Here is a 5,423-nt window from a genome sequence, read left to right on the forward strand (position 1 = left end):
GGAGATCGAGCGAAAGAGTCTTCTTCGACATGCCTGCCGGCCTCCTTCGCCAGCAGGCAGTTTGAATCAGAACAAAGCTGATTCGTGAATCCCTCTCGATTCAATCAGACAAGAAACCGCTCTAGAAAGTGCGGTCCTCGAAGGGGTGAAAAACCCGAACGCCGCCGCGCGGCCATGCCGCCCGACATCACGACGATGCCGAAAGTCGCGCCGTCACGAATAAGATGGGCTAGCGCCGCTGCTTATTTTCGCGCGAGCGCTCGGATGAAGATACGCGCGCCAGTCAATCTCCACCTCGCCGCTGTCGAACAAATCGCGCCAGCGGCGCAAACTGACCAGCGAAAGATTGTGAGCGTTGGCGTAATGCGTGGCGCACAATCCGCTCCAGTTCAGCGCTTCGACATGCATCGCCCAGAACGCTTGAACGGCGATCGAGCGCTTCGATTTGCACAGCGGAGATGGCCCTCGACGGCGGCACTGACGACGCTGTTCGCGCAGAAGTTCCGCAGCTTTTTTCGCGGCTTCCGCGCCTTCAAGCTGCTTCAGCCAGCGATCGAAAGTCGCCTTGTTGAGCCGATGATCGCGACAATATTTGGTGCGCGAGAGGCCGCTTCGGCGCCACGCTTCAATATGCGTCGACCAGTAAGAGCGCCATGCCGTGTTCTGGAATCGTTTCGAGACCACCGGAGATCCTCCCATGTGCGAGAAAACCCGATATGTCACGAAATTGCACGCCCAAGAGATCGTGCAGAGTTCGGACGCTTACTACTGTTGTTCTGTGAAGGCAAGATTAAAGCAACCGTGCCGCTTGCGTGTATGTGTTTGTCTGCACATTGTTATTTGCCGGCCATGAGACTTTTTGCAGTGTAGGCGCTTTCGCTTATCGTTTCTTTTTCAACGCCATGATGCGAGCTGCTCGGATTTGCGCTTGTTTTGCAGGCGCGCCGGCGCAAGCTCTTGCGCATGAGCGGCGACGACACTTCTGACCTTCGACTCCGCACCGGGAGAATTCGTGATCGCGGCAGCGCGGCGGCGCGGCGACCGCGCTCCTTCGTGGCGCAGGTGTTGAAGGCCGTGACGAAGGCGAAGGGCGCCGGGATCGGGCCGACTCCGAAGCGCAATGGTCGCTCCGATCGACGTCGTGATGGCGCGTCGGGTTGGCCCCGGAAAGGGAGATGCTCCCGCATCGGTCGGGGACAGGCGGCGGCCAATCGATTGAAGCTTGCGGCTGAGGGGCGCGGGCCTGGCGAACGGATGCGCCGCGTCGTTGTGAAGGCGCGGATCGTCCGTTTGAAACTGGGCTCCAAGGGAGCTGACGCGCATCTGCGTTACTTGCAGCGGGACGGGACCGACCGGGAAGGAGAGAGAGGCAGGCTTTACGGAGCGGAGACTGACGTGGCGAATGGCCGCTCGTTTCTGGAGCAAGGGCGCGAGGATCGGCATCAGTTCCGATTCATCGTCGCGCCCGAAGACGGCGATCAGCTTTCTGACCTTCGCGCCTTCACCCGTGACGTGTTGAAGCAAATGGAGGCAGACCTCGGCACGAAACTCGACTGGGTCGCGGTCGACCACTTCAACACCGGCCATCCCCATAGCCATGTCGTCGTCCGGGGCAAGGATGATACCGGCAAGGATTTGATCATCGCGCAGGACTACATCACGGATGGCGTCAGGCTTCGCGCGCAGGAGTTGGCGACGCTCGAATTGGGGCCGGAGACCGACCTCGAACTGCGATCAAAGCTCACTGCGGAAATCGCCGCCGAGCGGTTCACCCGGATTGATCGGGCGATGCTCGCCGAGGCCGGCGAGGAAACGCTCGACCTGCGACCCGAGACGGGCCAGGTCCGCGCCGATTTCGATCGAACGCTGCGCATCGGCAGATTGCAGACGCTGGCGCGCTACGGCCTCGCCACGGAGCGCGAGCCGGGCGTCTGGAAGCTGTCCGACGAGCTGGAGCCGATGCTGCGGGAACTCGGCGAGCGCGGCGATATCGTCAAGGCAATCAATCGGGCGCTCAAGGCTCGAGGAGAAGAGCGCGCGCTGGAAAGCTATTCCCTTCACGGCGAGGAGACCAAAACCCGGATCACTGGGCGCGTGATCGACAAGCGGTTGACCGAGGAACTTGGCGAGCGACTTGGCCTCGTCGTCGATGGCGTTGACGGGCGCGTCCACCATGTCGCGCTCGGCTCGCAGGCGATGGCGAACGCCGCCGAGGAAGCGTCCATCGGATCGATTGTGGAGATCGCCCCCGCGCCCGCGGGCCCGCGACCGGCCGATCGCAACATCGCGCAGCTCGCCGACGCCTCAGGCGAGTATCGCCCCAGCGTCCACCGCATCATAGCGGAGGCGAGCCGCGTCCGTGTTCCAGGTGGGGACTATGACTCCTATGTCGAAAGCCATGTGCGAAGGCTGGAGGCGCTGCGCCGGGCGGGGATCGTGGAGCGGATCGACGCCGACCATTGGCGTCTCCCGACCGACTTTGAGGCGCGCGCTGCGGAGCATGACGCCCAGCGGCGCGGACGGGTGGCGCTTCGCCTTCTTTCCAATCTCGACCTTGAAGCCCAGATCGACGCCAATGGCGCTACCTGGCTCGACCGCGAACTCGTCTCCCCCAATCGGGTGCCGCTTGTTCAAGCCGGCTTTGGGACCGAGGTCAGCGGGGCCATGTTGCGGCGAAAGGAAGCCCTCGTCGACAAAGGCCACGCCTGGCGCACGCCGGAGGGGGGCATCCGCGCGCCCAAAGACCTCGTCGCGCGGTTGGAGCGTGGCGAGGTCGAACGCGCCGGCAAATCCATGGCGGCGGACAAGCACGCGCAGTTCCGAATGAAGAGCGAAGGCGAGCGCGTCTCCGGGGTCTTCACCGGCACGACGACTCTGGTCTCGGGCAAATTCGCCATCGTCGAGAACGCCTATGAGTTCACGCTGGTCCCCTCGCGGCCGGTTATGGACGAGCGGCTGGGACGCCAAATCAGCGGCGTCGTGCGCGACTCGGGAATCTCATGGGATTTTACACGGACACGCGGGATTGGAATCGGAATGTAAGTGCTACTTAAAGAAAGGAAATTCAGCCTCGAAGACGTTGAACTATTTGGCAATTCACGCGCGCGACCAAATGGGGCGAGGCGCGGAAAGTTACGACTTTCCGCGCGCTGATCATGGCCGATTCGCCCGTTTTCGGATTGCGGCCAATCCGCGCTTGTTTGGCGCGAAGCGTGAATGCGCCAAAAGCGCTCAATTTGACCGACTCGCCGCGAGCAAGCGCTGAAGCAATTTCTTCGAACACATCATCGACAATCTGTCGGGCTTGCAAACGGGATAATGTCGGACAGCTAATAAATGCTGCTTCGCTTAACTTCGCCCGCGTCAACGCGCGAGCTTTAGCGTTTTTCTTCAGCATACGAACGTCGGCAATTGATCCGGACCTTGCGTGTCCGCCTACAAGAATGCTCATGGCCGCCACTCCATTGAGACGATTTTACAGAAGACATACGATTATTCGTTCCTTTTCGGCCGCGCAACCGTGCGAAAATCTTACCTCTACAGTCTCCCTCGCTGTGTTTCCGAGCCGACTGACGACGCCGGGAACGATTGAAGTTCCGCTGTCCTTGCTGGGCGTTTCCAATTCTTCTCCATACTGCGCCTCGTGCTGTGTCGCAGAATTGGGCTGTTCTATTGGCGACGATCCGCCGCCATGGTTTCGGCATGGCTCGTCCTCGTCGCGCGCATCAACAACTTTCCGCCGGCCGGAACGCAAATGACGATGGCGTTCGCGGGCTCAGGCAGTATGATTCGGCTTCGAGAACGATCAACGCGGCTGACGAAATCGCCGTCGTCGACGATTGGCCCGAAGACATTCCCGTTACCGCGGCCGAAATCGATGTGTTGGAGATGTTTCTCGGCGACATGCTCGACGCATTTCTGCGACCGCGTCATTGAGCATTCGATTGAGCCTGGGAGCTCCACATGACCGACCCTGTTCGAGCCGCTCTCTATCTGCGCGTTTCAACCACGCGACAGGCGGAGGTCGATCTGTCCATTCCTGACCAGCAGGCGCAGACGAGCGCATACTGCGCCCGCCAAGGCTGGCGAGTGGTGACCGAATATGTCGAACCGGGCGCCTCCGCCATGGATGACAACCGGCCCGAATTCCAGCGCATGATCGAGCGCGCTTGCGACGACGATCATCCAATCGACGCCATCGTCATTCATTCCTTCTCGCGCTTCTTCCGCGACGCCTTCGGCTTGGAGATGTATGTCCGCAAGCTTGCCAAGCATGGCGTGCGACTCGTTTCTATCACGCAAGAGCTTGGTGACGATCCTGCGCAGGTGATGATGCGGCAGGTCATCGCGCTCTTCGACGAATATCAGAGCCGCGAGAACGGCAAGCATGTGCTCCGCGCCATGAAAGAGAACGCCCGCCAAGGCTTCTACAATGGCTCGCGCCTGCCGCTCGGCTATGCGCTGAGCGAGGTCGACAAGCGCGGCCATCGCACCAAGAAGAAGCTCGTCATCGATCCTGTTGAAGCCGAGACGGTGCGGCTGATTTATCGCCTCTATCTCGAAGGCGATGGCGGCAAGGGGCCGATGGGCGTCAAGGAGGTGACCAAGGCGCTGAATGCGCAAGGGCTACGGACACGGCTTGGCGCCCGTTTCGGCGTCGCTTCGGTCCACAAGATACTGACAAACCCCGTCTATAAGGGGCGCTGGCGCTTCAACCAGCGCGAGGCCAAAACTGGGCGATCCAAACCCGCGAATGAAATCATTGAAGTTGCGGTTCCGGCGATCATTGAACAACCAGCTTTCGACAGGGCTCAGCGGAGCCTGAAAGCCCGCGATCTGCGCATCCTGCCGCCGCGTGTCGTCACGGGGCCGATCCTCCTCACGGGCCTTGCGCATTGCGCGACATGCGGCGGGGCGATGACGCTCCGCACAGGCACGTCAAAATCCGGCAAGGTGCATCGCTATTATTCGTGCTAGACAGCCGCGCGTATCGGCAAGACGGGCTGTAAAGGCCGCTCCATCGCCATGGACGGGCTCGACGGATTAGTCACCGCTCACCTCGCCGACCGGCTGCTCGGCCCGAACCGTTTGGCCGGCCTTCTGACCTCGCTGACAGAAAAGAAGGCGTCAAGCGACGCCGAAGTCCAGGAGCGGGCGCGCGTCCTGCAACAGGAGATCGGCCAGGCCGACGACAAGTTGTGCCGTCTTTACAAAATGGTCGAAGACGGCGTCACCGACATCGACGAGACGCTGGCGGACCGGCTCACCGCGCTTAAATCGGATCGCGACCGGGCCAGTCGCCCGTGAAGAACGCGATTTAAGCGGCGATTAGTCGGCGATTTGAGGCGTTGGCGTCGTCGAGGACGTTCAGGAACAAGGCCCACAGAAGCGCCAGCCATGCGAGCAGGCGGCGGAAGTTGTAG

General features: G+C 61.3%; 6 protein-coding genes. 4 read left to right on the forward strand and 2 right to left on the reverse strand.

The features are described 5' to 3' along the window. Positions 1 to 213: 213 nt before the first annotated feature. A complete protein-coding gene (gene tnpA, locus AB7I51_RS17515) occupies positions 214 to 684 on the reverse strand; it encodes an IS66 family insertion sequence element accessory protein TnpA (RefSeq protein WP_428405561.1) in 471 nt (156 codons plus the stop codon). Positions 685 to 1,254: 570 nt separating this feature from the next. On the opposite strand from tnpA, the gene AB7I51_RS17520 reads away from it, so the two are divergent. Beyond that, positions 1,255 to 3,042, forward strand: coding sequence for a DUF3363 domain-containing protein (locus AB7I51_RS17520; protein ID WP_428405562.1), 1,788 nt, complete (start codon positions 1,255 to 1,257; stop codon positions 3,040 to 3,042). Between the two features lie 22 nt (positions 3,043 to 3,064). On the opposite strand, the gene AB7I51_RS17525 is transcribed toward AB7I51_RS17520, so the two are convergent. Continuing rightward, a complete protein-coding gene (locus AB7I51_RS17525) occupies positions 3,065 to 3,451 on the reverse strand; it encodes an integration host factor subunit alpha (protein WP_428405563.1) in 387 nt (128 codons plus the stop codon). Between the two features lie 251 nt (positions 3,452 to 3,702). On the opposite strand from AB7I51_RS17525, the gene AB7I51_RS17530 reads away from it, so the two are divergent. The 3 genes from AB7I51_RS17530 to AB7I51_RS17540 are packed head-to-tail and all read left to right on the forward strand — an operon-like array spanning position 3,703 to position 5,307. Continuing rightward, complete coding sequence (locus AB7I51_RS17530) at positions 3,703 to 3,936, forward strand: hypothetical protein (RefSeq protein ID WP_428405564.1); 234 nt, start codon at positions 3,703 to 3,705, stop codon at positions 3,934 to 3,936. A 27-nt stretch (positions 3,937 to 3,963) separates the two neighbouring features. After that, positions 3,964 to 4,977, forward strand: coding sequence for a recombinase family protein (locus AB7I51_RS17535; RefSeq protein ID WP_428405565.1), 1,014 nt, complete (start codon positions 3,964 to 3,966; stop codon positions 4,975 to 4,977). 48 nt (positions 4,978 to 5,025) lie between these two features. Continuing rightward, positions 5,026 to 5,307 carry a hypothetical protein gene (locus AB7I51_RS17540; RefSeq protein WP_428405566.1) on the forward strand — a complete coding sequence of 94 codons (282 nt, stop codon included), beginning with the start codon at positions 5,026 to 5,028 and terminating at the stop codon, positions 5,305 to 5,307. Positions 5,308 to 5,423: the final 116 nt, after the last annotated feature.

The organism is Methylocystis sp. (assembly GCF_050246715.1).
Classification (GTDB): Bacteria; Pseudomonadota; Alphaproteobacteria; order Rhizobiales; family Beijerinckiaceae; genus Methylocystis.